The following is a 22,381-nucleotide window of genomic DNA, read 5'->3' as shown; positions in this document are numbered from 1 at the left end:
CCTGTCCGACGAGGCGTCGATGCTCACCGGTTCCATCGGCATGCTGCCGTCGGCCTCGTCGGACAGGATGTCGCCGAACATGTTGTCGGTGACGATCACGTCGAACTGCTTCGGTGCGCGCACCAGCTGCATGGCGGCGTTGTCGACGTACATGTGGCTCAGCTCGACGTCCGGGTAGTCCTTGGCCACCTGCTCGACCACTTCGCGCCACAGCTGGCTGGAGGCCAGAACGTTGGCCTTGTCCACCGAGCACAGCTTCTTGCCGCGCACGCGGGCCATGTCGAAGCCGACGCGGGCGATGCGGCGGATCTCGCTTTCGCTGTACGGCAGGGTGTCGTAGGACTGGCGCTCGCCGTTCGCAAGCTCGCGGGTGCCGCGCGGGGCGCCGAAGTAGATGCCGCCGGTCAGCTCGCGGACGATCAGGATGTCCAGGCCGGCGACGATCTCAGGCTTCAGGCTCGACGCGTCGGCCAGTTGCGGGTAGAGGATCGCCGGGCGCAGGTTGCCGAACAGGCCCAGTTGCGCACGGATCTTCAGCAGGCCGCGCTCAGGGCGGATGTCACGCTCGATGGTGTCCCATTTCGGGCCGCCCACGGCGCCCAGCAGCACCGCGTCGGCGGCGCGGGCGCGTTCCAGGGTCTCGTCGGCCAGCGGCACGCCGTGCTTGTCGATGGCGGCGCCGCCGATCACGTCGTGGCTCAGCTCGAAGCCCAGGCCGTACTTGTCGTTGGCCAGCTCCAGCACCTTGACCGCCTCGGCCATGATTTCCGGACCGATGCCGTCACCCGGGAGAATCAGAATCTGCTTGCTCATGCTTTCCTCATGTCTTCAGTCGGTGCGCCGCTGACCGGCGCGCCCGGAAAAATGTGTTTAGCGTTCGGCCATCAGCACCAGTACATCTGTACTGAACGAACCGTCGGCCTCAATCTCAAAATATTCGCGCACTTCATCGCCCATCGAGCGCTGCAGCTCGCGGATCGCGGCGCGCATCACCTCGGGGGTGCGCATGCGCTCGACCCAGCTGTTGTATTCCAGACGCAGGCGCTGACGCGCGGTGCTGCGGGTGTGCAGACCGGCCTCGCTGACCTGGCGCAGCCACTCGCCGGCCGAATAATCGCGCACATGGCTGGTGTCGCGCAGCACTTCGACGCTTTGCAGGTACGTGTCGAACAGCGGACTGCCGGGCGACAGCACATCGATGAACGCCGCCACGCCACCGGGCTTGAGCACCCGCCGAACTTCGCGCAGGGCCAGCCCGAGGTCGCTCCAATGGTGCGCCGAATAGCGGCTGAACACGAAATCGAATTCGCCGTCGGCGAACGGCAGCCGCTCGGCGGCGCCGTTGACCGTGACGATGTTGCCCAGGCCCCGGTCGACGGCGGCGGCCGCGACCACGTCGAGCATCTGCTGCGACAGGTCGTAGGCCACCACCTCCTTGGCCAAGGATGCGACGTGAAAACTCACGTGCCCGGCACCGCAGCCCAAATCCAGCACCCGCGCCCCGCCCTGCCCGGCCAGTTCGGCCTGCAGCAGCGCGAACTCGGCGCCTTGGGCGTGAACGGCGCTGCTCAGGTAGGCGGCGGCCTGTTCACCGAACTGCTTCTGTACGACCTGGGTGTGCTGGGCGGTGCGGGTCATGGTGGACTTTCCCTTGATCTTGTTGTGCCTGTTACGGCCTCATCGCTGGCAAGCCAGCTCCCACAGGTTTTGCGGACACCGAAAATCCCTGTGGGTATTGCCCTTGATCTTGTTGAGCCTGTTCGGCCAGTTCCCACAGGTTCTGTGAACACCGCAAATCCCTGTGGGAGCTGCGGTGCGACGATTCGACTTGCCAGCGATAGGGCCGGCCCAGACGACATGAATCCCGAATCAATTACGCGTCGCGGAACAACCACGGCTGGCTCTTGCGGTGCGCCGCTTCGAACGCCGCGATCGCATCGCCGTCCTGCAGGGTCAGGCCGATGTCGTCCAGGCCGTTGAGCAGGCAATGCTTGCGGAACGCGTCGATCTCGAAGCGGTGCACCTTGCCGTCCGGACGGGTCACGGTCTGCTCCTGCAGGTCGATCTGCAGCTGGTAGCCCGGCTCGGCCTCGACCTGCTTGAACAGCTCATCGACCTCTTCCTCGCTGAGGATGATCGGCAGCAAGCCGTTCTTGAAGCTGTTGTTGAAGAAGATGTCGGCGTAGCTCGGCGCGATGATGCTGCGGAAACCGTACTCGTCCAGCGCCCACGGCGCGTGTTCGCGGCTGGAGCCGCACCCGAAGTTCTCCCGGGCCAGCAGCACGCTGGCGCCCTGGTAGCGCTCGGCGTTGAGCACGAAGTCCTTGTTCAGCGGCCGCTTGGAGTTGTCCTGGTACGGCTGGCCCACATCGAGGTAACGCCATTCGTCGAACAGGTTGGGGCCGAAGCCGGTGCGCTTGATCGACTTGAGGAATTGCTTGGGGATGATCTGGTCGGTGTCGACGTTGGCACGGTCCAGCGGCGCGACGAGTCCCTGGTGTTGAGTGAAGGCCTTCATGGTTACTGTGCTCCCTGGATCAATTCACGAACGTCGATGAAACGACCGTTCACCGCCGCCGCAGCGGCCATGGCCGGGCTGACGAGGTGGGTGCGGCCACCGGCGCCCTGACGCCCTTCGAAGTTGCGGTTGGAGGTCGAGGCGCAGTGCTCGCCGGACTCCAGCCGGTCCGGGTTCATCGCCAGGCACATCGAGCAGCCCGGCTCGCGCCATTCGAAACCGGCCTCCAGGAAGATCTTGTCCAGGCCTTCGGCTTCCGCCTGGGCCTTCACCAGGCCCGAGCCCGGCACCACGATGGCCTGCTTGATGGTCGAGGCCACCTTGCGGCCCTTGGCGATCTCGGCCGCCGCGCGCAGGTCTTCGATCCGCGAATTGGTGCACGAACCGATGAACACGCGGTCGAGCTGGATGTCGGTGATCGCTTGGTTGGCGGTCAGGCCCATGTATTTCAAGGCGCGGACGATGGAGTCGCGCTTGACCGGATCCGCTTCCTTGGCCGGGTCCGGCACGTTCTGGTCAACGGCCAGCACCATTTCCGGCGAGGTGCCCCAGCTGACCTGCGGCTTGATCTGCGCGGCGTCGAGCTCGACCACGGTGTCGAAACGGGCGTCGGCGTCGGACACCAGGTCTTTCCACGCCTCGACTGCCTGCTCCCACTGGGCGCCCTTGGGCGCGAACGGACGGCCCTTGACGTATTCGACGGTCTTTTCGTCCGCCGCCACCAGGCCCACGCGGGCACCGGCCTCGATGGACATGTTGCAGATGGTCATGCGGCCTTCGATGGACAGGTCGCGGATGGCGCTGCCGGCGAACTCGATGGCGTGGCCATTGCCGCCGGCGGTGCCGATCTTGCCGATCACGGCCAGGACGATGTCCTTGGCGGTCACGCCGAACGGCAATTGGCCGTCGACGCGCACCAGCATGTTCTTCATTTTCTTGGCCACCAGGCACTGGGTGGCGAGCACGTGCTCGACCTCGGAGGTGCCGATGCCGTGGGCCAGCGCGCCGAACGCGCCGTGGGTCGAGGTGTGGGAGTCGCCGCAGACCACGGTCATGCCCGGCAAGGTCGCGCCCTGCTCGGGGCTGATCACATGCACGATGCCCTGACGCACGTCATTCATCTTGAATTCGACGATGCCATATTCGTCGCAGTTGTCGTCGAGGGTCTGGACCTGCAGGCGCGAGACCTGATCGGCGATGGCCGCGATGCCGCCCTTGCGCTCCGGGGTGGTCGGTACGTTGTGGTCCGGGGTCGCGATGTTGGCGTCGATGCGCCACGGCTTGCGCCCGGCCAGGCGCAGGCCTTCGAAGGCCTGCGGCGACGTCACTTCATGGATGATGTGACGGTCGATGTAGATCAGCGCGGAGCCATCGTCGCGCTGCTTGACCAAATGCGAATCCCAGAGCTTGTCGTAGAGCGTTTTGCCGGCCATCAGACGGTTTCCTCATCAGCTTGTTTCTATGCCCTGGGCTTATCGATAACCCTTTGGCTTGTGAGGTCGATCCTATGGCGTTAGATTGAATAACTCAAATTCATATTTTTTATGCTTTGAATAACCAACTGGAATACGAAAATGGACCTGGCCAACCTCAACGCCTTCATCGCGATCGCCGAGACCGGCAGCTTCTCCGGCGCCGGCGAACGCCTGCACCTGACGCAACCGGCGGTCAGCAAACGCATCGCCGGCCTTGAACAGCAATTGAAGGTGCGCCTGTTCGACCGGCTGGGCCGCGAAGTCGGCCTGACCGAGGCCGGCCGGGCCCTGCTGCCGCGGGCGTACCAGATTCTCAACGTGCTGGACGACACCCGCCGGGCCCTGACCAACCTGACCGGCGAGGTCGGCGGCCGCCTGACCCTGGCCACCAGCCACCACATCGGCCTGCACCGCCTGCCGCCGCTGCTGCGCGAGTTCACCCGCCGCTACCCGCAGGTCGCGCTGGACATTCAGTTCCTGGATTCGGAAGTGGCCTACGAGGAAATCCTCCACGGCCGGGCCGAACTGGCGGTCATCACCCTGGCGCCGGAGCCCCATGCGCTGGTCAAGGCCACGCCGGTGTGGGACGACCCCCTGGATTTCGTGGTCGCCCCGGAGCATTCGCTGCTCAGCAACGGCGCCGTCAACCTGGCCGACGTCGCCGGCCATCCGGCGGTGTTCCCCGGCGGCAACACCTTCACCCACCACATCGTGCAGAAGCTGTTCGAGGCCCAGGGCCTGACGCCGAACATCGCCATGAGCACCAACTACCTGGAAACCATCAAGATGATGGTCTCCATCGGCCTGGCCTGGAGCGTGCTGCCGCGCACCATGCTCGACGAACAGGTGGCGCGCATACCTTTGCCGGGCATACAGCTCAGTCGCCAGCTAGGCTATATCCTGCACACCGAACGGACGCTGTCGAACGCCGCGCGGGCCTTCATGGCCTTGCTGGATGCACAAATCGATCTGCCAGGGACTCACGGCTAACTTGTGCTACTCCTATAGAGCCGCCTTTCCCTGTGCCTAACGCCCAAATCAGCTCAAGGCCCGTCAACAATGCCGAAATCTGTCGACCGTATTCCGCCGATGCCACGCATTCAGGCCATTGACCCGCGGCGTTCCGAGCAGAGCTGGGAAAGCGCGCCGCAGTTGCTGGCGGCGCTCAACGGCGCACGGCTGGGCGCCTGGTACTGGGACATCGAGCGCGGCAAGATCAGCTGGTCGCGGGGCACCCAGGCGCTGTTCGGCTTCGATCCCCGGCAACCGCTGCCCGAAGACCTGGAATACCTCGACCTGCTGCCGCCCGAAGACCGGGCCAAGACCGTCCGGGCCTTCCACGCCGTGATCGCCGGCGCGCCGCTGGAACAGGCCATGCACCACCGCATCCGCTGGCCCGACGGCAGCCTGCACTGGCTGGAGATCAGCGGCAGCCTGGTGCCGGACAAGCACGGCCGGCCCCGAATGATCGGGGTGATCCGCGAAATCACCCACCAGCGCCAGCGGGAACAGGCCCTCACCAGTTCCGAGAAACGTTTTGCCACGCTGTTTCACCTGTGCCCCAACATGGTGCTGCTGACCCGCCAGGAGGACGGCCTCATCAGCGAGGCCAACCAGTACTTCGAAAGCCTGTTCGGCTGGCCGGTGCAGGACGCCATCGGCCGCACCACCCTGGAACTGGGCCTGTGGGTGCATCCGGAGCAGCGGGCGGAGCTGGTCAAGGCCACCAAGGCCAAGGGCGACCTGGTCAGCCGGGAGGTGCAGTTCCGCGCCAGCAACGGCCAGATCCACGACGGCATCCTCAGCGCGCAGAAGGTCGAGCTCGAAGGCCAGCCCTACCTGCTCAGCACCTTCCTCGACACCACCGAACGCAAAGCCGCCGAGCACGCCCTCAAGGACAGCCAGGAGCGCCTGGACCTGGCGCTGGACTCGGCGCAGCTGGGCACCTGGGACTGGGACATCCCCACCGGCATGCTCTACGGCTCGGCCCGGGCGGCGCAGTTGCACGGCCTGGAGCCCAAGCCCTTCCACGAATCGTTCGAGGAGTTCTTCGAAGGCGTGCCCGGCGAAGAGCGCGACAGCATGCGCGACGCCTACCGCAGCCTGCGCGAGGGCCCGGCCGGCAATTACCAGCTGACTTACCGCGTGCAGTTGCCCGACGGCAGCTCCCGCTACCTCGAAAGCCGCGCCCGCCTCTACCGCGACGAAAACGGCGTGCCGCTGCGCATGGCCGGCACCCTGCTGGACATCACCGACCAGGTCGAGCGCGAACAGCGCCTGGTGGCGTCCGAGGAGAAGTTCGCCACCCTGTTCCAGGTCAGCCCCGACCCGATCTGCGTGACACGCCAGGAAACCGGGGAATTCATCGAGATCAACTCCAGCTTCAGCCAGACCTTCGGCTGGAGCGCCGCCGAGGTGATCGACCGCACCGCCGAAGAGATCGGCCTGTGGGACGCCTCGGCCAAGAGCCTGCAGCGCATCGAGCGGGTGATCCGCGAGCAGGGCCTGAGCAACGTGGCGATCATCGTCCAGCACAAGGACGGCCAGTCCCTGACCTGCGTGATCTCCAGCCGCCAGATCAGCGTCGGCAACCAGCCCTGCATCGTCACCACCCTGCGCGACATCACCCAGCAACAGCGCTCGGAGGCGGCGCTCAAGGCCAGCGAGGAAAAGTTCGCCAAGGCGTTCCACTCCAGCCCCGACGCCATCACCATCAGCGAACGCGACACCGGGCGCTACCTGGAGGTCAACGACGGCTTCTGCCGGCTCACCGGCTACCGCGCCGACGAGGTGATCGGCAAGACCATGTATCAGGTGGGCATCTGGGCCGAGGAGAAACAGCGCTCGGCCCTGTTGGCCGAACTGCAGATCAAGGGCCGCGTGCATCACCAGGAAATGCTCGGCCGCAACAAGCGCGGCGAACTGCTGACGGTGGAGGTCTCGGTCGAACCGATCAATCTCAACGAGACCGCCTGCCTGCTGCTGACCGCCCGGGACGTCAGCCTGCTGAAGAACGCCGAAGCGCAGATCCGCCACCTGGCCTACCACGACCCGCTGACCAACCTGCCCAACCGCGCACTGCTGATGGACCGCCTGAGCCAGCAGATCGCCCTGCTCAAGCGCCACAACCTGCGCGGGGCGCTGCTGTTCCTCGACCTGGACCACTTCAAGCACATCAACGATTCCCTCGGGCACCCGGTCGGCGACACCGTGCTCAAGATCATCACCGCACGCCTGGAGGCCAGCGTGCGCATGGAAGACACCGTCGCGCGCCTGGGCGGCGATGAGTTCGTGGTGCTGCTCAGCGGCCTGGAGGGCACGCGCAACGAGGTCAGCACCCAGGTGCGGGAGCTGTCCGACACCATCCGCGAGCTGCTGTCGGAGCCGATGTTCCTCGACGGCCAGCGCCTGCAGGTGACCCCGAGCATCGGCGTGGCGCTGATCCCCGATCACGGCTCGACCCCGACCGACCTGCTCAAGCGCGCCGACATCGCGCTGTACCGGGCCAAGGACTCGGGACGCAACACCACGCAGATGTACCACAACACCATGCAGAAGGCGGCCAGCGAGCGCCAGCGCATGGAGACCGACCTGCGCCTGGCGCTGTCGCGCAACGAATTCACCATGCATTACCAGCCGCAGATCGACGCCAAGGACAACCGCATCATCGGCGCCGAAGCCCTGGTGCGCTGGAACCACCCGGAGCTCGGCGCGCAGTCCCCCGCCGAGTTCATCAAGGTGCTGGAGGACAGCGGGCTGATCCTCGAAGTCGGCACCTGGATCCTCGACGAGGCCTGCGACGCCTTCAAGCAACTGATCGCCGAGCACCTGATCGACCCGCTCAACTTCACCCTGTGCGTGAACATCAGCCCGCGCCAGTTCCGCCAGAACGATTTCGTCGAGCGCATCGAGCAGAGCATGACCGGCCACGGCCTGCCCTGCTCGCTGCTGAAATTGGAGATCACCGAAGGCATCGTGATCCAGAACCTGGAAGACACCATCAGCAAGATGCGCCGCCTCAAGAAGCTCGGCGTGACCTTCGCCATGGACGACTTCGGCACCGGCTATTCGTCCCTGACCTACCTCAAGCGCCTGCCGGTGGACACGCTGAAGATCGACCAGTCGTTCATCCGCGACGCCACCAGCGACCCGAACGACGCCGAGATCATCCGCGCCATCGTCGCCATGGCCCGCAGCCTGGCGCTGGAGATCATCGCCGAGGGTGTGGAGACCCCGGAACAGCTGGAGTTCCTGCAAGGGTTGGGCTGCCATCTGTATCAGGGCTATCTGTACAGCCGGCCATTGCCGCTGGAGGCGCTGAAGGCATTGCTCAAGTGAGGTCCGGCGCCGTTTCGCAACCGCCTGCGTCACCGCCGGGCCGGCATTTGCCAGTGCCTGCGGCAACCTGTAGGGTCGCGGTCTTTCACCGGCTCCAACGAGATCGATCATGCAGGATGCAACCCTTCCCCGCCCGGCCATGCTGGGCATTGACCTTGGCACCACCAACAGCCTGATCGCCGTCTGGCAGGACGGCCAGGCCCGGCTGATCCCCAACGCCCTGGGCGATGTGCTGACCCCGTCGGTGGTCAGCCTCGACGAAGACGACAGCGTCCTGGTGGGCAAGGCCGCCCGCGCCCGCCTGACCACCCATCCGCAGCGCACGGCGGCGGCCTTCAAACGGTTCATGGGCAGCGAAAAGCGCCTGGAACTGGGCGACCGCTCGTTCAGCCCGGAAGAGCTCTCGGCCCTGGTGATCGGCTCGCTCAAGCAGGACGCCGAAGCCTGGCTCGGCCACCCCGTGGAGGAAGCGGTGATTTCGGTGCCGGCCTACTTCAGCGACGAACAACGCAAGCGCACCCTGTTCGCCGCCGAACTGGCCGGCCTGAAGGTGTCGCGGCTGATCAACGAACCCACCGCCGCCGCCATGGCCTACGGCCTGCATGAACAGAAATTCGAGCGCACGCTGATCTTCGACCTGGGCGGCGGCACGTTCGACGTGACGGTGCTGGAATACGCGCTGCCGCTGATTGAAGTCCATGCCTCCACCGGCGACAACTTCCTGGGCGGCGAAGACTTCACCGAAGCGTTGCTGCAGGCCTGCCTGAAGGACTGGCGGCTCGCGCCGGGGCAGATCGACGTCCAGGCCCTGGCCAGCCTCGGCGACGCCTTGGAACAGCTCAAGCGCAAACTCGCCGACGGCCCCCAGGCACTGAGCTGGCGCCACGGCGAAACACCGTATGAATGGACGCTGGACGAAGCCGGTGCGCTGAAAATCTGGGAGCCGCTGCTGGCCCGCCTGCGTGCGCCCATCGAGCAGGCCCTGCGCGACGCCCGCCTCAAGCCCCGTGACCTCGACAGCCTGGTGCTGGTCGGCGGCGCCACCCGGATGCCGGCGGTGCAGCAGATGGTGGCGACGCTGTTCGGCCGCCTGCCCCACCGCCACCTCGATCCGGACACCATCGTCGCACTGGGCGCCGCCACGCAGGCCGCCTGCAAGGCACGCGACGGCGCCATCGAAGAGCTGATCCTGACCGACGTGTGCCCTTACACCCTGGGCATCTCCACCCGCCGCGGCGAAGGCGTCAACGGCGCCTTCGCGCCGATCATCGAACGCAACACGGTGATCCCGACCTCACGGGTGCAGCCGTTCCACACCACCCATGCGTTTCAGGAAGCGATCCGCATCGAGGTGTACCAAGGGGAACGTCCATGGGTGCGCGACAACATTTTCATCGATGCCTTCGACGTGACACTGACGCCCAGCGAACAGATCCAGGACCTGGACGTGCGCTTCAGCTACGACATCAACGGCCTGCTGGAAGTGGACGTGACCCTGCTGGCCACCGGCGAGCGCCACAGCCATTGCATCGACCGCAGCCCCACCGGGCTTGACGAACAGGCCAGGCAGGCCAGCCATGAACGGTTGACCGCCCTCAAGACCCACCCCCGCGACACGCTGCCCAACCGGACGCTGCTGGCCCGCCTGGAGCGGGCCTGGGCGCAAAGCCTGGGGGATGAGCGCCAGCGGATCGCCGATTGGCTGGACGCCTTCACCACCGTGCTCGCCGGCCAGCGACCGTCAGAGATCGCCAGCCAGCGCAACCGGCTCAACCAAGCGCTGGATCAGCTGTGCCTCTGACCGCCGAGCTGCCGTAACGCGGCTTGCAGACCGCCGGCCAGCGCGTCGTCACCCGCGCTGTCCGGCGCAACGCCGTAACGGTTGGGCAACTTGTCGCCGGGGAAGGCAAACAGGATCAGCGGCAGAAACGGAAAGAACGGCGACAGGCACGCCAGCACCAGCAATGTCGGGATACCGCGCCCGATGTCGTGCAGGCGCCGGAGCACGGCGCCGACCAGAAAGCCCAGGCCCAGCAGCGACACGACGATCCCGGCCAGCGCCTCGCCGCTGAGCAGCGCGGCCAACGGCGTGACCAGCAGCGTACCGATCACCTGCCCGATGAACGCGCCGCGCCCCAGACGGGTGCCCAGGCGCCAGAAAGCACCGGCGGACACCGGGCGGCTGTCGCCCTTGGCCAGCAGCAGACACTCGCACCGGGACAGCAACGCACTGAAGGCGAAGCGCAGGCCGAGCCCGAGCGCCGGGTTGTCCTTGGCCTGCTGCAGACGCAGCAGGGTTTTCTGGCGCGGCACGCCCGCGCCGCCGTATCGCACCAACCCCTTGAGCGTATCGAGCGCCAGATAAAACGCATCGCTGGCGACCCCTTCGTCCTCCAGCGCCTCGCGCGGCGGGCGCGGCGGTTCGCCCTTGATCAGGCCGTGGCGCAAACCGTCGAACCAATCCTGGGGATTCACGACTTCGGTGATCCTGTCGAGCAGGAACCGGCGCTGCTGCGCATCGAACAACGGGTCGTGGTACAGCACGGCGGTCAGCAGCATGCGCCCGAGCAAATCATCGTCGAAGGCATGGATGTCGCTGCGCACGCATTCGAGCAAACGGTCGTTGCCCAGCAACCGGGGGCTGTCCAGCGCCTGCCGGACACCCAGCAACCGCCGGGCGAGCGCGGCGTGCACCGGATCCGACGGCTGCAGCCAGCCGAACAGAGCGCTCAGGTCACCCTGCTCGCGCTTCAAGCGGCCCAGCAACGGCTGCACCCGGCTGACCGGGTGGGCGGGGTCGAACGCCAGGCGTTCCAGGCATGGTGCGTCGACCATGGCCAGCCAGCGTTCCGGCTGCGTCAGCAAAGCCAACAGGAACGCCGTTTGGGCGTGCCACTGCCAGGCCGCCTCACCCTGCCCCACCGCCGGCAACACGATGCCGCTTTCGCTCAGCTCCAGCAGCAGGCTCAGGGTCGTCAGGTCGCTGTCGGCCTTCGGGTCATCGAGCTTGAACGCCTGGGCAATGCGCTCCAGGCCGACGCGGCTGTACGGACGCCAACGGCGCAGCCACACCCGGCCGATCTTGTGCGCTTCGCCCTTTTCGAGCGCGGCCGGCAAAGCCGTGTGCCCATCGACGAAACGTTCCATCGCCAACGGCACGGGCGCCCCGGTCAGCCAGCGCACGTGCTGTTCGGCCTGATACTGCAATCCGCTCAGCACCAGCCCTTCGAGGGCATCGATGGGTTCCGCTTCATCCAGCACCTGCCGCAGCAGGGCAACGTCGCCCCGGTGCAGCGCCCAGGCGTGCCAGTACAGGCGTTGCAGCCGGACGTCGTCCTGATGGCCGAGCAACAGCGCCAGCAGCGGCCATTCGTCGCCGCCCGTGCGCCAGTCGACGAAGCACTGCGCCAGCCCTTGCAGCGTCAGGCGGCCGGCGCCCATCCAGCGTGCCAGGGTTTCCGGGCGTTGGGACGGGCTGCCGTATTCTTGGCTGACGTGATCGAGGTCGGCCGACCATTCGCTGAAATCCCCCAGCCGGTCGAAGGCCTGGATCAACAGCGGCAGGACTTCCGGCTGCCGCTTGGCGCACAGCGCCAGCAACTGGCTTTCGGCCTTGGGATGACGATGCTCCCGCCACAGCCGCACCCAATGGGGCAGCGCCTGATCGTCCTGCCCCAGCAGGGTGTGCTGGCAGGCGAGCAGATACAGCGCGTCCACGTCATCCGGCGCTTGGCGCCAGTGTTCGAGACACAGCTGCAGCCAATCGGCCCCGCCGATGCCCGCCTGAGTGAACTGCACCAGCAGGCGCCGGATGAACGCAGGATCGTTGGGCAGCGGCAGGCAGGTGTGCTGACGGGCGAAATACTCGAACTCGTGGAGCGGACGCTGATTGAAAATGAAATCGAGGGTGCGCGCGTACCAGAGGCTTTCGATCTGTGCGGGCGCCGACCAAGTGTCCATGACCGTGGTGTCGAACGGCTCCGGCTCGTCGAGCCGCGCCAGGTAATCCTCGACGTGCCGGGCGTGATCGAAACCCAGCTCCAGCAAATGCCGGCCCCAGCCCATGCGCCGGGCCAACAGCCCCGCGCCGCCGGCGGAGAACGGGCCGGCTTCGCTCATCTTGCGGAACAGGCCCCAGCGCAGATCATCCAGTTCGCCCAGCGGCAACCGGTCCAGGCTTTGGACAAAGGCTTGCCAGGCTTCGGGATTGAAGCGTCGTGCCGGATCCTTCAGCAACCCGTCGAAGTCGATGAACGCCTGCTGGATCTGCGACGAATCCGGCGTTGTATCCGGCATCGTGTCCTCAGCCTCCTCCAGCTCATCGTCGCGGGCCAGCCGGATCGCGCTTTCGTAGGCCTGACGCAGGGCCTGGAAACCCTCCGGATCGGTTTCCGGATGATGCGCCGGCAGACGTGCCCGGTACGCATCGCGAATCAGCGTTTCATCGGTGGTGGGATCGATGCCCAAACGTATCCAGCAACTCATGACCAGTCGAATGCCTCAAGCGATGCCGGGCGTGGCGGCAAGTCCAGATCCAGGTGCCAGGGCAGGTCCGCGAGGAAAACCGGCATGTTTTGCCCCAGGCCCTTGGCGATCAATGCGGTATTGGCGTTCTGCCCCTGCCGGTCCAGCTCATGGGCCAGTTCATCGTCAGGGTTGTCGAGGCAGCCCCAGAACGAACGCCCGACCATGAAGCCGTTGAAGTAGGCCAGCCAACTGCCGTAATGAAACTGCGCCCGCACCGCCAGCCGGCTGTGCAGCCAGAGGCTCTCGGCCTCGTCGATCCACAGGTTGCGCACGCCGCAACGCAGCAGGAAGCCCATGCGCCCGTAGTCCCAGGACAGGATCCCGCCCGGCCCGCAGCTGCCGAATGTGCGGCTGGCGAACTCATGGAGAATGCGTTCGCGGGGCCCGAGGGTGTCGAGCAGCGCCTGCCATTCGCTCGGCAGGCAACGCTGCCAGGCGCGGTAGGCCGGGGCGAGATGCCGCGCATGGCCGCCGTCGGTCATGCCGTCGAGCATGTCCAGCAATTGTGCGCGGTCGTTGATCCTCCAACTGCGTTGCAGGTCGATGTATTGATCGTCGCAGAACGCGGGATCCGCGTACCCGGCACCGGGGTTGAGCGCCGCCATCGGCGCAGAGAGGGCGAACAGCCAGCGCTGTTGAATCTCGTCCATGAAAAGAGGCTCCAGACCGACCGAAAGGAATGGGGTCGGCAAAACTGCGCGGATTGTAGAGAAACCGCCGAAGGGCGGCAAAGCGTGCGGAGGTTTTCGTGCGCATGCAAAAAGGCCCCGACAGTGTCGGGGCCTTCATCGCACGGCTTATCGTCCGTTCGGACGATCGTGTGTCAGCACATGAATCAGTGCTGCAGGGCCGGCTTCTGCGTCCCGTTGATCGGGATGCGCTTGGCCTTCGCCTCTTCCGGGATCACGCGCAGCAGGTCGATGCTCAGCAGACCGTTGCTCAGGCCGGCGGCCTTGATCTCGATGTGGTCGGCCAAACGGAACGACAGCTTGAACGCACGCTGGGCGATGCCCTGGTGCAGGAAGGTGACGCCTTCGTTGGCGTCACGCTTGCCGCCGCTGATGGTCAGCACGCCCTTCTCGACCTGCAGGTCCAGGTCTTCTTCCTGGAAACCGGCGGCGGCCACGACGATGCGGTATTGGTCGTCACCGTGCTTTTCGACGTTGTAGGGCGGGTAGGTGCTGCCGGGCTCATTGCGCAGGGCGGTTTCGAACAGGTCGTTGAAACGGTCGAAACCTACCGAGGAACGGAACAGCGGGGCGAGGGAAAATGCGGTACTCATGGTTCAAATCTCCTGAAAACAATCAGCAAGTTTTTTGACTCCGCGACCCGAATTCGGCATCGCGTAACCCTTAGATAGGGACCGCCGATTGCATTTCAAGAGAACGTCCGAAGATTTTTTCAGGCGGCCTCGGCCACCGGCAACCCCAGCAGGCGCGAGACCTGATCGACATCGGTCTCGCGGCGCAGGACGGAAAACAGCTCCACCGCCTCGGGGTAATTGCGCGTGAGCATGGCCAGCCATTGCTTGAGACGGCCCGGCGACTGGCGGGGCGTCATCTGCGCCTTGGCCTGCAGCCAGAAGTCCTGGATCAGCGGCATCAGCTCGGCCCAGGTCATCTCGACCACCTCTTCACCGGCCCGCGCGGCGGCGATCTGCCTGGCCAGGTCCGGGCGCGAGACCAGGCCACGACCGAGCATGATGTCTTCCACGCCGCTGATTTCGCGGCAACGGCGCCAGTCCTCGACGCTCCAGATGTCGCCGTTGGCGAACACCGGCACCTTGACCACGTCCTGCACGCGGGGGATCCACTCCCAGTGGGCCGGCGGCTTGTAGCCGTCGGTCTTGGTGCGGGCATGGACGACGATGTGTTCGGCGCCGCCTTCGGCCAGCGCGGTGGCGCAGACCAACGAACCGTCCGGGCTGTCGAACCCCAGGCGCATCTTGGCGGTGACCGGAATGTGCGCCGGCACCGCGCGGCGGACGTGCTCGACGATCTGGTTGAGCAGCTCCGGCTCCTTGAGCAGCACCGCCCCGCCCCGGGACTTGTTGACGGTCTTGGCCGGGCAACCGAAGTTGAGGTCGATCACCTCCGAGCCCAGCTCACAGGCCAGCGCGGCGTTTTCCGCCAGGCACACCGGGTCGGAACCCAGCAACTGGACGCGCAGCGGCACACCGGCCGCGGTCCGGGCGCCGTTGAGCAGTTCGGGCCCGAACTTGTGGAAATAGGCCGGCGTGAGCAGTTGGTCGTTGACCCGGATGAACTCGGTCACGCACCAGTCGATACCGCCGACACGGGTCAACACATCGCGCAGGATGTCATCGACCAACCCTTCCATCGGCGCCAGGGCAATTTGCATGGAAAAACACACTCAAGAAAAAACGTGCGGCAGTTTACTGGATTATCGAGGGGTTCTGCAGGTGCGGGAGCACGCCCGCTCCCGCAGAAAATCAGCCTTGCAGGCTTTCAGCCGTCTGGATCGCCGGGCCGTAGCCTTCGATGAACTCCGCCGGCATGCGCTTGGGCCGACCGGTGGACAGCTCGATGCAGGCGAACGTGGTGCGGGCCCGCAGCAGCGTGGTGTTGTCGCTGGGGCGGATCAACTGGAACTGCCGGGTCATCCTCAGGCGCTGGTCCCAATCGACGATCCAGGTCGCCAGTTGCAGTTCGTCGCCTTCGTAGGCGGCGGCCAGGTAATCGATCTCATGCCGCACCACCGCCATCGCCCGGTCCAGGCGCCGGTACTCGACCAGATCCAGCCCCAGCCGCTGCGAATGGCGCCAGGCGCAACGCTCGAGCCAGGTCACGTACACCGCGTTGTTCGCGTGCCCCAGCCCGTCGATGTCCTCGGCGCCCACTTGCAGATCAATCGTAAACGGCGTTGCCCGATCCCAGCCCATGCCCCTCTCCCGGTCAGATTATTCGACCGGGGCAGTGTAACGGATGCCTACGCCGATTGCCGCGCCTGAAGGCTGCGCCCGGCCAGCAGTGATAGCACGCCATCAATCACCCGGGGGTCGGCCAGCACGCGCTGATGGCCGCCGTCCGTAAGGCGCAGCAGGCGGCTGTCGAACCAGGCTTCGTGGATCAGTTGCGATTCCTTGACCGGGACAAACGTGTCGTCCTCGGCATGGACGATCAAGCCCGGCATGTCCAGTTGGTAGTGGGCGACATCGAGGGTGGCGGCGCGCATGCCGACGTCCCGCTCGACCTGACGGATGAACGCCGAGCGGGCCCTGGGCGGCATGCCGACGTAACGGGCGAAGCCACGCAGCACCCCCAGGATCCGCGCCGGGGCGGCGATGCTCACCAGCGTCTCGGTGCGCAGGCCCAACTGCACCGCGAGCATCGCGCTGGCGCCGCCCATCGAGTGGCCGATCACGGCCTGCAGCGGCGGCAGTTCGGCGGCGGCTTCGAGCATGGCCCGGGCGAACAGCACGACGTTGGCTTCACGCCCCGGCGACCGGCCGTGGGCCGGGCCGTCGAGGGCGACCACCGTGTAGCCGGCGTCGACCAGCGCGTTGATCAAGGACGCGAACTGGGTCGGCCGCCCTTCCCAGCCGTGCATCAGCAGCACGGTCGGGCCCTGGCCCCAGCGCAAGGCCGACAGACCGAAGCGCAGCGTGATCCGTTCGGACTTCGCCAGCAGCGGCAATTCCCAGTCCCGTGGCGGATGTTCCCGAGGCGTCATGAACGCCAGACGCATTTTGTTCGCCACCAGTTTCGGTGCGAACCAGCCCAAGGTGCCGTTAACGCCGCGAACCCACTTCAACGCGTTCATCGCTCTCTCCTCAGGCCTGTCGCCTTCAGGTCAACGCACCGCCGACTTGGCGGCGCGCAGCAATCGATCGGATAAATCCCCCGGCCCCAAGGCCCTTGCCAGCGCCAGGCCGCCGACCATCAGGGCCATGTCGGCCAAGGCCTTGTCGGTGTCTTCCGGGCTTGAGGCCAACTGCGCCACCATCAGCTCCATGTGTTCGTTCAGCGCGATCCGGAAAGCCTCCGGCAGCCGACCCAGCTCACCGATGGAGGCCGGGATCGGGCACGCCGCTTCGCTGGAGTCGCGGTGCTTGCGCGACAGATAGAACGCAGCGACCAGGGCGCGGCGCTCTTCGCCGGTCAACTCGGCATCCATGTCGGCGATCAGGTCGCGACGACGCCCCAACAGTTGCTTGAACGCTTCGAGCATCATGGCGTCCTTGCTTTCGAAATGGGCGTAGAAGCCGCCGACGGTCAGGCCGGCCGCGCCCATCACTTCACCCACGCTCGGTTCTGCAGGTCCGCGCTGGATCAGCGCGGCGCTGGCAGCCTTGAGGATGCGTTCGCGGGTTTGAGCTTTCTTGTCGTTCATCGTCGCCTCCGAATATTACGATTAGAATATTATTCTCATAATAATATTCTGCAAGTCACAAATATGACCGCTGGTCTGAAGCACAGTGTAAGGAAAAAGGAGAATTGGCCAAACGCCAGACAAACAAAAGGGCCATTCAATGATTGAATGACCCTTAAAAATCCCGCAGTGCGGGTAATCGTGGCGTCCCCTAGGGGACTCGAACCCCTGTTACCGCCGTGAAAGGGCGGTGTCCTAGGCCACTAGACGAAGGGGACGCAAACCCTTCTACATCTGATCAGTGCTGAGTGCTGATCGCTTCAAGGCCGGAGTGGCCAGACCTTGAAGTGTAAATTGGTGGAGCTAGACGGGATCGAACCGTCGACCTCTTGCATGCCATGCAAGCGCTCTCCCAGCTGAGCTATAGCCCCTCAATGTCGCTTCGTTGTTGCTTCGTCGTTGAGGACGGGGCGAATCTTAAGGGCGTATCGGAAGCCTGTCAAACTTATTTTTCAAAATTTTTAAAATTTTTTGTCGGCATAACAATCACTTACCGCCCTCCCCCCGAAAATACGGGGGAAAACCGCCGCAGGGCAGGATCAAAAGATCGCAGCCCCCGGCGGCTCCACCGAACGTCAATCGCGCTTAAGCGATGGCGCCCAGCAGTTTTTCCCACTCTTTGTTTTCTTTCTTCGAGACACCGCCCAGCAAATCAATGGCTTGGCGCAGACGGAAACGGGTCAGGTCCGGCCCGAGGATTTCCATCGCATCGAGCACCGACACCGAACTGGCCTGGCCGGTGATCGCCGCGAACATCAGCGGCATCGCGTCACGCAGTTTCAGTTCCAGGGATTCGACCACCGCCTGGATCGTCGCGGTGATGGTGTCCTTCTCCCACTGACGCAGGCTTTCCAGCTTCCACAGGATCAGTTGCATCAGTTGCCGGACCTGGTCGCCCGACAGCTTCTTGGATTCGAACAGCTTGGCGTCCGGGCTCACGCCACCGGCAAAGAAGAAGCCGGCCAGCGGTGCGACCTGGCTGAAGGTTTCGACGCGGCCCTGGACGTGCGGCGCGATCTTCATCATGTAGTCGGAATTGAAGGCCCATTTCTGGATGCGCGCGGCGAACTCTTCCACCGGCAGGTCGCGCAGCCATTGGCCGTTGAGCCACGACAGCTTCTCGATGTCGAAGATCGGCCCGCCCAGGGACACGCGCGACAGGTCGAAGTTGTCGACCATCTCCTGCAGCGAGAACTTCTCGCGCTCGTCCGGCATCGACCAGCCCATGCGGCCCAGGTAGTTGAGCATCGCCTCAGGCATGAAGCCCATGCGCTCGTAGAAGGTCACCGAGGTCGGGTTCTTGCGCTTGGACAGCTTGCTCTTGTCCGGGTTGCGCAGCAGCGGCATGTAGCACAGGGTCGGTTTTTCCCAGCCGAAGTATTCGTACAGCAGGATCAGCTTCGGCGCCGACGGCAGCCACTCTTCGCCGCGCAGCACGTGGGTGATGCCCATCAGGTGATCGTCGACCACGTTGGCCAGGAAGTACGTCGGCAGGCCGTCGGTCTTCATCAGCACCTGCATGTCCATGCGGTCCCACGGGATCTCGACATCGCCACGCAGCATGTCCGGCACCACGCAGACGCCTTCGGTCGGCACTTTCATACGGATCACGTGGGGCTCGCCGGCGGCCAGGCGACGCGCGACCTCTTCCTTGGACAGCAGCAGCGCGCGGCCGTCGTAGCGCGGGGTTTCGCCGCGGGCCATCTGCTCGGCGCGCATCTGATCCAGCTCTTCGGCGGTGCAGAAGCACGGGAACGCGTGCCCCATGTCGACCAGCTGCTGGCAGTACTGCTTATAGATGTCGCCGCGCTCGCTCTGCCGGTACGGGCCGTGCGGGCCGCCGACGTCCGGGCCTTCGCTCCAGTCGATGCCGAGCCAGCGCAGGGCGTCGAAGATCTGCTGCTCGGACTCGCGGGTCGAACGCAACTGGTCGGTGTCTTCGATCCGCAGGATGAACTCACCGCCGTGCTGCTTGGCGAAGCAGTAGTTGAACAGTGCGATGTAAGCAGTGCCGACGTGGGGATCCCCGGTAGGCGATGGCGCGATGCGAGTGCGGACGGTGGTCATGGCATGTCTCGAAAAGAATGAAAAGCAAAGAACAATCAAGCCGCGAATGGTAACAGGCGACACCCGCCCCGCTCCAGCAGGCAGGGCATTTAAGCCAAGGTTGCGCCTATAACGCCTTTTGCGCCCCCTGAATGGCCGCCTATCAGCCGATGGCATTTACCGCCTGTCGGCTATCTGCCAGATTCGACCCCTGATAATTTTCCTTACAATTCCTCGACTACAGTTTGCCCCATGCCTGCCCAACTCAAGCGTCGCCTGTCCCTCTTCCTGTTGCTGGTCCTGCTGATCGCCGGCGGACTGTTCGCCCACTGGTTCTTCAAGGGACGTTTCTACGAGAGCACCGACAACGCCTATGTGCAGGGCGAAATCACGCGCATCTCCAGCCAGCTGGGCGCACGCATCGACGAAGTCCTAGTGCAGGACAACCAACATGTGGAAAAGGGCCAGTTGCTGGTGCGTCTCGAAGGCGACGATTTCCGCCTGGCCGTGGACCGCGCCAACGCCGCCCTCGCCACCCGCGAAGCCGAACGCCAGCAGGCCCAGAGCAAGCTGACCCAGCAAGCCAGCCTGATCGCCGCCAGCGATGCCCAGGTGGCCACCACCGAAGCCACCCTCGGCCGCTCGCAGATCGACCTGAACCGCGCCCAGACCCTGCGCAAGCCGGGCTTCATTTCCGAGGAGCGGGTGACCACCCTGTCCGCCGACGCCCACATCGCCCGCTCGCAAGTGGCCAAGGCCCAAGCGGATGCCCAGAGCCAGCGCCAGCAGGTCAACGCGCTGACGGCCGAGATCAAGCGCCTCGATGCCCAGATCGCCAACGCGCGGGCAGATCTGGCCCAGGCCGAGCTGAACCTCACCCGCAGCGAAATCCACGCCCCGATCAGCGGGCTGATCGGCCAGCGTGCGGCACGCAACGGCCAGGTCGTCCAGGCCGGGGCCTACCTGCTCTCGATCGTGCCGGACGAAGACATCTGGGTGCAGGCCAACTTCAAGGAAACCCAGATCGGCCACATGCAGCCCGGCCAGAAGGCCGAGCTGACGTTCGACGCCTACAGCGACACGCCCATCGAAGCGCGGGTCGACAGCCTGTTCGCCGCCTCCGGCGCACAATTCAGCCTGCTGCCGCCGGACAACGCCACCGGCAACTTCACCAAAGTCGTGCAGAGGATTCCGGTGAAGCTGACGTTCAAGGCCGACAACCCGCTGCACGGCAAGATCCGGCCGGGCATGTCGGTCACCGCCACCGTGAACATCAAAGACGCCCCGGACAATGGCCGGTGATCAACTGATCCGCCCGGTCGGCGAGCCGACCCGGCGGGACTGGATCGCGGTGATGAGCGTGATGCTGGGCGCGTTCATGGCCGTGCTCGACATCCAGATCACCAACGCCTCGCTCAAGGACATCCAAGGGGCGCTGTCGGCCACCCTGGAGGAAGGCTCGTGGATCTCCACCTCCTACCTGGTGGCGGAAATCATCATGATCCCGCTGACCGCCTGGCTGGTGCAGCTGCTCTCGGCGCGGCGGCTGGCGGTGTGGGTGTCGCTGGGCTTTCTGGTGTCGTCGCTGCTGTGCTCGATGGCCTGGAGCCTGGAAAGCATGATCGTGTTCCGCGCCCTGCAGGGGTTCACCGGCGGCGCGCTGATCCCGCTGGCGTTCACCCTGACCCTGATCAAGCTCCCCGAGCACCACCGCGCCAAGGGCATGGCGATGTTTGCCATGACCGCCACGTTCGCCCCGTCCATCGGGCCGAGCCTGGGCGGCTGGCTCACGGAGAACTGGGGCTGGGAATACATCTTCTACATCAACATCCCGCCGGGGCTGATCATGATCGCCGGGCTGATGTACGGCCTGGAGAAGAAGGAAGCGCACTGGGAACTGCTCAAAAGCACCGACTACGCCGGCATCCTCACCCTCGGCGTCGGCCTCGGCTGCCTGCAGGTGTTCCTGGAGGAAGGCCACCGCAAGGACTGGCTGGAGTCGAACCTGATCGTCACCCTCGGCAGCATCGCCCTGCTGAGCCTGATCGCCTTCGTGATCGTGCAGGTCTCCAAGCCCCATCCGCTGATCAACCTGGGCATCCTGCGCAACCGCAACTTCGGCCTGTCGAGCATATCCAGCCTCGGCCTGGGCGTCGGACTGTACGGCTCGATCTACCTGCTGCCGCTGTACCTGGCGCAGATCCAGAACTACAACGCCTTGCAGATCGGCGAGGTGATCATGTGGATGGGCGTGCCGCAGCTGTTCCTGATCCCGCTGGTGCCGAAGCTGATGAAGTTCGTCACGCCGAAAGTGCTGTGCACCCTCGGCTTCGGGCTGTTCGGGTTCGCGAGCTTTTCGTCCGGCGTGCTCAATCCGGACTTCGCCGGGCCGCAGTTCAACCAGATCCAGATCATCCGCGCCCTCGGCCAACCGCTGATCATGGTCACCATTTCGCTGATCGCCACGGCCTATATCCTGCCGCAGGACGCGGGCTCGGCGTCGAGCCTGTTCAACATCCTGCGCAACCTCGGCGGCGCCATCGGCATCGCCCTGCTCGCCACCCTGCTCGATGCGCGCACCAAGACCTACTTCGACTATCTGCGCGAATCCATCGTGCCGACCAACCCGCAGGTGGCCGAGCGGCTGGCGTCGATGGCCGACCGGTTCGGCAGCGACACGGCGGCGCTGGGCAAGCTGAGCGACATCGCCCATCAACAGGCGTTGATCATGGCCTACAACGATGCGTTTCATTTTGTCGGGATTGCGCTGGGGATCAGCATGCTGGCGATCCTGCTGACCAAGAAACTGCCGGCGGGGCTGAAGGCCGGAGAGGCGCACTAGCCGAAATCTGCGTGGTCTGTGCAGGCCCCATCGCTGGCAAGCCAGCTCCCACAGGTTCTGTGGTGTGCAGGGATTCTGCGGATACCCGAGATTCCTGTGGGAGCCAGCCTGCTGGCGATGGCGGTGGATCAGCCACCCCGGATGTCGGCTGCGCTGGCCCCATCGCTTGCAGGCAAGCTCCCACAAGTTCTGTGGTGTGCAGGGATTCTGCGGATACCCGAGATTCCTGTGGGAGCCAGCCTG

General features: G+C 65.2%; 17 protein-coding genes and 2 tRNA genes. 5 read left to right on the top strand and 14 right to left on the bottom strand.

Features of this window, described 5'->3' with window-relative positions; all coding sequences use genetic code 11:
• The 4 genes from leuB to leuC form a co-directional block, all read right to left on the bottom strand.
• A partial coding sequence (gene leuB / locus ACIP0B_RS23280; protein ID WP_400836376.1) for a 3-isopropylmalate dehydrogenase occupies positions 1-813 on the bottom strand: 813 nt, incomplete at its 3' end.
• Between the two features lie 57 nt (positions 814-870).
• The gene (locus tag ACIP0B_RS23275; RefSeq protein WP_400836374.1) at positions 871-1,638 is read right to left on the bottom strand and encodes a class I SAM-dependent methyltransferase; all 768 of its coding nucleotides are present in this window, start codon (positions 1,636-1,638) and stop codon (positions 871-873) included.
• 235 nt (positions 1,639-1,873) lie between these two features.
• The gene (gene leuD, locus ACIP0B_RS23270) at positions 1,874-2,518 is read right to left on the bottom strand and encodes a 3-isopropylmalate dehydratase small subunit (RefSeq protein WP_400836372.1); all 645 of its coding nucleotides are present in this window, start codon (positions 2,516-2,518) and stop codon (positions 1,874-1,876) included.
• 2 nt (positions 2,519-2,520) lie between these two features.
• Positions 2,521-3,951: a 3-isopropylmalate dehydratase large subunit gene (gene leuC, locus ACIP0B_RS23265; protein WP_400836370.1), complete on the bottom strand. Its 1,431-nt coding sequence runs from the start codon at positions 3,949-3,951 to the stop codon at positions 2,521-2,523.
• 141 nt (positions 3,952-4,092) lie between these two features.
• Here leuC and ACIP0B_RS23260 point away from each other — a divergent pair, with 141 nt between their 5' ends.
• From ACIP0B_RS23260 to ACIP0B_RS23250, 3 genes are all read left to right on the top strand, one after another.
• Positions 4,093-4,983 carry a LysR family transcriptional regulator gene (locus ACIP0B_RS23260; RefSeq protein ID WP_400836368.1) on the top strand — a complete coding sequence of 297 codons (891 nt, stop codon included), beginning with the start codon at positions 4,093-4,095 and terminating at the stop codon, positions 4,981-4,983.
• Between the two features lie 69 nt (positions 4,984-5,052).
• A complete protein-coding gene (locus tag ACIP0B_RS23255; RefSeq protein WP_400836366.1) occupies positions 5,053-8,331 on the top strand; it encodes a PAS domain S-box protein in 3,279 nt (1,092 codons plus the stop codon).
• A 109-nt stretch (positions 8,332-8,440) separates the two neighbouring features.
• The gene (locus ACIP0B_RS23250; protein ID WP_400836364.1) at positions 8,441-10,132 is read left to right on the top strand and encodes an Hsp70 family protein; all 1,692 of its coding nucleotides are present in this window, start codon (positions 8,441-8,443) and stop codon (positions 10,130-10,132) included.
• On the opposite strand, the gene ACIP0B_RS23245 is transcribed toward ACIP0B_RS23250, so the two are convergent.
• The 10 genes from ACIP0B_RS23245 to gltX all read right to left on the bottom strand — a co-directional run bounded on the left by ACIP0B_RS23245 (position 10,117) and on the right by gltX (position 19,317).
• Positions 10,117-12,816, bottom strand: coding sequence for a DUF805 domain-containing protein (locus ACIP0B_RS23245; protein ID WP_400836362.1), 2,700 nt, complete (start codon positions 12,814-12,816; stop codon positions 10,117-10,119). The two genes, ACIP0B_RS23250 and ACIP0B_RS23245, sit on opposite strands and share 16 nt — an antisense overlap.
• Positions 12,813-13,508 carry a DUF1266 domain-containing protein gene (locus tag ACIP0B_RS23240; protein WP_400836360.1) on the bottom strand — a complete coding sequence of 232 codons (696 nt, stop codon included), beginning with the start codon at positions 13,506-13,508 and terminating at the stop codon, positions 12,813-12,815. The genes ACIP0B_RS23245 and ACIP0B_RS23240 overlap by 4 nt, the downstream gene beginning before the upstream one ends.
• A gap of 185 nt (positions 13,509-13,693) precedes the next feature.
• Positions 13,694-14,140, bottom strand: a complete 447-nt coding sequence (locus tag ACIP0B_RS23235; RefSeq protein ID WP_400836358.1) for an Hsp20 family protein — start codon at positions 14,138-14,140, stop codon at positions 13,694-13,696.
• Between the two features lie 119 nt (positions 14,141-14,259).
• A complete protein-coding gene (locus tag ACIP0B_RS23230; RefSeq protein ID WP_400836356.1) occupies positions 14,260-15,219 on the bottom strand; it encodes a tRNA dihydrouridine synthase in 960 nt (319 codons plus the stop codon).
• Positions 15,220-15,310: 91 nt separating this feature from the next.
• Positions 15,311-15,760: an acyl-CoA thioesterase gene (locus tag ACIP0B_RS23225; protein WP_400836354.1), complete on the bottom strand. Its 450-nt coding sequence runs from the start codon at positions 15,758-15,760 to the stop codon at positions 15,311-15,313.
• A 47-nt stretch (positions 15,761-15,807) separates the two neighbouring features.
• Positions 15,808-16,641: an alpha/beta fold hydrolase gene (locus tag ACIP0B_RS23220; RefSeq protein ID WP_085630671.1), complete on the bottom strand. Its 834-nt coding sequence runs from the start codon at positions 16,639-16,641 to the stop codon at positions 15,808-15,810.
• 30 nt (positions 16,642-16,671) lie between these two features.
• On the bottom strand, positions 16,672-17,211 hold the full coding sequence (locus ACIP0B_RS23215; protein WP_400836352.1) for a TetR/AcrR family transcriptional regulator: 540 nt from the start codon (positions 17,209-17,211) through the stop codon (positions 16,672-16,674).
• A 181-nt stretch (positions 17,212-17,392) separates the two neighbouring features.
• Positions 17,393-17,468 (bottom strand) — tRNA-Glu (locus ACIP0B_RS23210).
• A 77-nt stretch (positions 17,469-17,545) separates the two neighbouring features.
• Positions 17,546-17,621 (bottom strand) — tRNA-Ala (locus ACIP0B_RS23205).
• 214 nt (positions 17,622-17,835) lie between these two features.
• Positions 17,836-19,317 (bottom strand): glutamate--tRNA ligase, encoded by a 1,482-nt coding sequence (gene gltX / locus ACIP0B_RS23200; protein ID WP_400836350.1) that lies wholly within the window; start codon positions 19,315-19,317, stop codon positions 17,836-17,838.
• Positions 19,318-19,548: 231 nt separating this feature from the next.
• Here gltX and ACIP0B_RS23195 point away from each other — a divergent pair, with 231 nt between their 5' ends.
• Both ACIP0B_RS23195 and ACIP0B_RS23190 read left to right on the top strand, forming a co-directional pair.
• Positions 19,549-20,598 (top strand): HlyD family secretion protein, encoded by a 1,050-nt coding sequence (locus tag ACIP0B_RS23195; RefSeq protein ID WP_400836348.1) that lies wholly within the window; start codon positions 19,549-19,551, stop codon positions 20,596-20,598.
• A 49-nt stretch (positions 20,599-20,647) separates the two neighbouring features.
• Positions 20,648-22,138: an MDR family MFS transporter gene (locus ACIP0B_RS23190; RefSeq protein ID WP_400836378.1), complete on the top strand. Its 1,491-nt coding sequence runs from the start codon at positions 20,648-20,650 to the stop codon at positions 22,136-22,138.
• Positions 22,139-22,381: the final 243 nt, after the last annotated feature.

The sequence above is a fragment of the Pseudomonas sp. NPDC089534 genome, assembly GCF_044749305.1.
In the GTDB taxonomy this organism is placed as follows: domain Bacteria; phylum Pseudomonadota; class Gammaproteobacteria; order Pseudomonadales; family Pseudomonadaceae; genus Aquipseudomonas; species Aquipseudomonas ekonensis.
This window is presented reverse-complemented; position numbering and strand designations above follow the sequence as displayed.

Coding starts and splice junctions, on each gene's coding strand:
- ACIP0B_RS23275 (WP_400836374.1), bottom strand. CDS start 1,638: ATGACCCGCACCGCCCAGCACACCCAGGTCGTACAGAAGCAGTTCGGT.
- leuD (WP_400836372.1), bottom strand. CDS start 2,518: ATGAAGGCCTTCACTCAACACCAGGGACTCGTCGCGCCGCTGGACCGT.
- leuC (WP_400836370.1), bottom strand. CDS start 3,951: ATGGCCGGCAAAACGCTCTACGACAAGCTCTGGGATTCGCATTTGGTC.
- ACIP0B_RS23260 (WP_400836368.1), top strand. CDS start 4,093: ATGGACCTGGCCAACCTCAACGCCTTCATCGCGATCGCCGAGACCGGC.
- ACIP0B_RS23255 (WP_400836366.1), top strand. CDS start 5,053: ATGCCGAAATCTGTCGACCGTATTCCGCCGATGCCACGCATTCAGGCC.
- ACIP0B_RS23250 (WP_400836364.1), top strand. CDS start 8,441: ATGCAGGATGCAACCCTTCCCCGCCCGGCCATGCTGGGCATTGACCTT.
- ACIP0B_RS23245 (WP_400836362.1), bottom strand. CDS start 12,816: ATGAGTTGCTGGATACGTTTGGGCATCGATCCCACCACCGATGAAACG.
- ACIP0B_RS23240 (WP_400836360.1), bottom strand. CDS start 13,508: ATGGACGAGATTCAACAGCGCTGGCTGTTCGCCCTCTCTGCGCCGATG.
- ACIP0B_RS23235 (WP_400836358.1), bottom strand. CDS start 14,140: ATGAGTACCGCATTTTCCCTCGCCCCGCTGTTCCGTTCCTCGGTAGGT.
- ACIP0B_RS23230 (WP_400836356.1), bottom strand. CDS start 15,219: ATGCAAATTGCCCTGGCGCCGATGGAAGGGTTGGTCGATGACATCCTG.
- ACIP0B_RS23225 (WP_400836354.1), bottom strand. CDS start 15,760: ATGGGCTGGGATCGGGCAACGCCGTTTACGATTGATCTGCAAGTGGGC.
- ACIP0B_RS23220 (WP_085630671.1), bottom strand. CDS start 16,641: ATGAACGCGTTGAAGTGGGTTCGCGGCGTTAACGGCACCTTGGGCTGG.
- ACIP0B_RS23215 (WP_400836352.1), bottom strand. CDS start 17,211: ATGAACGACAAGAAAGCTCAAACCCGCGAACGCATCCTCAAGGCTGCC.
- gltX (WP_400836350.1), bottom strand. CDS start 19,317: ATGACCACCGTCCGCACTCGCATCGCGCCATCGCCTACCGGGGATCCC.
- ACIP0B_RS23195 (WP_400836348.1), top strand. CDS start 19,549: ATGCCTGCCCAACTCAAGCGTCGCCTGTCCCTCTTCCTGTTGCTGGTC.